This is a genomic window from bacterium (assembly GCA_030654305.1).
Classification (GTDB): Bacteria; Krumholzibacteriota; Krumholzibacteriia; order LZORAL124-64-63; family LZORAL124-64-63; genus PNOJ01.
Map to the genome: position 1 here is coordinate 1 of JAURXS010000442.1, position 2,141 is coordinate 2,141.

The 2,141-nt window shown below is 74.7% G+C and carries 2 protein-coding genes; both read right to left on the reverse strand.

Features of this window, described 5'->3' with window-relative positions; genetic code table 11:
* On the reverse strand, positions 1-513 hold a 513-nt coding region (locus tag Q7W29_12870), incomplete at its 3' end, for a hypothetical protein (GenBank protein MDO9172711.1).
* A partial coding sequence (locus tag Q7W29_12875) for a BamA/TamA family outer membrane protein (protein ID MDO9172712.1) occupies positions 488-2,141 on the reverse strand: 1,654 nt, incomplete at its 5' end. The genes Q7W29_12875 and Q7W29_12870, both read right to left, overlap by 26 nt.

A 2,141-nucleotide genomic window follows, 5' to 3' on the forward strand; every position in this document is an offset into this window, starting at 1 on the left:
CGCAAGCTGCACGTCGCGCAACGCGAGCGACGGCAGGCGCGGCAGCGCGCCCTCGCGGGGGAAGCTGCCGCTGTATGCGGCCGAGGAATCGGCGCGCGCGGGCATCTGCGACAAACTTGCCTGCAGCCGCGGCAGGTCCACAGCGACGCCGATCAGGTGAAGGTGTTGGGCCACCACGTCGCGGCGCAGCAGCGCGCCGCCGTCGAACTGCAGGTCGAGGCGTGCGACGGTTGCGAGGGTGTCGGCCCCGTCCGTCCAGAGCAGGCCGGAGACGTGCAGGCGCCAGGGCTCGGGCCAGGTCAGGCGGGACCAGGCGAACTCGCCGGGCAGGCGCGCGTCGATGCGGCGCAGCGCTTCGCGCAGGCCGGCCTCGCGCACGTCCTGCACGCCGAACACGAGCGCCAACAGCACCGCGACGAGCAGCAGCAGCGCGCCCGGCGCGATGGCCAGGCCGCGCGCCGCACGCCGCAGGGCGCGCCGCGCCGCGTCAGAACGGATGCCCGACCGAGACATGCAGCACCATTCGGGGTTGGTCCGGCACCACGTCGGTGAGCCGGAAGCCGAGGTCGGCCCGCAAAGGGCCGACCGGTGAATTCACCATCAGGCCGGGCCCGACGGCGACTTCGAGTTCGCTCAGGTCGATGTCGTCGTGCCGCGCCCAGGCCTGGCCGACGTCGACGAACACGGCCGCCTGCACGCGGCCCTTCACCGGGAGCCGCACCTCCGCTGAGGCGATCAGCCGCGCCTCGCCGCCAAGCGGCTCGCCCGCGGCGTCCACCGGTCCGAGGCGGCGGCGCTTGAAGCCGCGCATGGAGGTGGAGCCGCCCGCGAAGTAGCGCACGTTGGGCGGCAGGTCGAGGTCGCCCGCGAGCGGCAGGCCCCAGCCCAGGCCGGCGCGCGCGGCCAGGACCGCGCGGCCGAGCGGCCGGTACTGGATGCGCTCGACCTCGGCGGTCAGGAAGTGGAAGTCCGACAGCCCTCCCGGCGGCGTGACGGCCACCTTCGCGCGCGACACGCCGCCGCGGGTCGGGTGGAGCCGGTCGTCGGCGGCGTCGCGCGACCAGAACCCCGACAACAAGGTGAGGTTGCCGTCGCGTTCGCGGAAGGCGTCGTTCGCCACGGGCCCCACGTGGAGCGACTGCCGGCCGAAGGACAGCGAGAGGCCGAGCAGGTCGATGAAGGTCGGGCGCCAGGACAGCGCGGTGGTCAGCTTCGCCGAGCTCAGGATGTAGGCCGCCTCGGACTCGCGCGACACGCTGAGCGTGGTCGAGAGGCCCGAGCGCGGGCCGGGATACGCCGGCCGCCAGGCCGTCACGCCGGCGTCCTGCCGGAAGCGGGAGTACGAGGCCTGCACGCTGAGCCCGCGGCCGGCATGCAGCAGGTTGCGGTCCTTCCACGACGCGCCCAGCCGCACCTGGTCGTCGCTCCACCAGCCCACGCTCGTGGTGAGGGTGCGCATCGGCGCAGGCTGCAGTTCGGCCACGACGTCGAGCGTGTCGGCTGTCGCGGGGCGGGTGTCCAGGCGGACCTGACGGAACAGCTCGAGCCGGCGGATGTTCTCCTCAGCCTGCTGCAGCGCGCGCGTCGAGTAGAGGTCGCCGCGCCGCAGCCCCGAGCTGTGGCGCACCAGGGGCGCCAGGTCGGCGGCGATCGGGCCGGGATCCACCTCGCCGAACCGGTGCAGGAGTCCGGGCTCCGCGACGAGCACGGCGTCGACGAGCAGCGAGTCGACCCAGACCACACGGGGCGCCACCTGCGCCGACGCGTGGCCGGCGTCGCGCAGCAGCGCGACGAGCGCCAGGCGGTCGAGCTCCAGCAGGTCATCGTCGAAGACCCGGCCGGCCGCTGTCCGCACGAGCCGGTGAGCCGTATCTCGCTGCACCGCGGTCAGGTTCTCTGGCAGGCCCTCGAGGGCGAGGCTGCGCACGAGCACCGGCTCGCCCGGCTCCACCGTCAGCACGATCGCCACGGACTCGTTGTGGTCGGCGCCCGCGAAGTCGACGCGCAGGACCGCCCGCGGGTAGCCCCGGCGCGCCAGCAACAGGGCCGCGCGCCGCAGGTCCTCGTCCAGCGTCGCGGGGTAGAAGCGGGGCTTGCCGCCGCCGAACAGGCCGCCGCCCGCGGCGAGCGCGAGGCCGCTG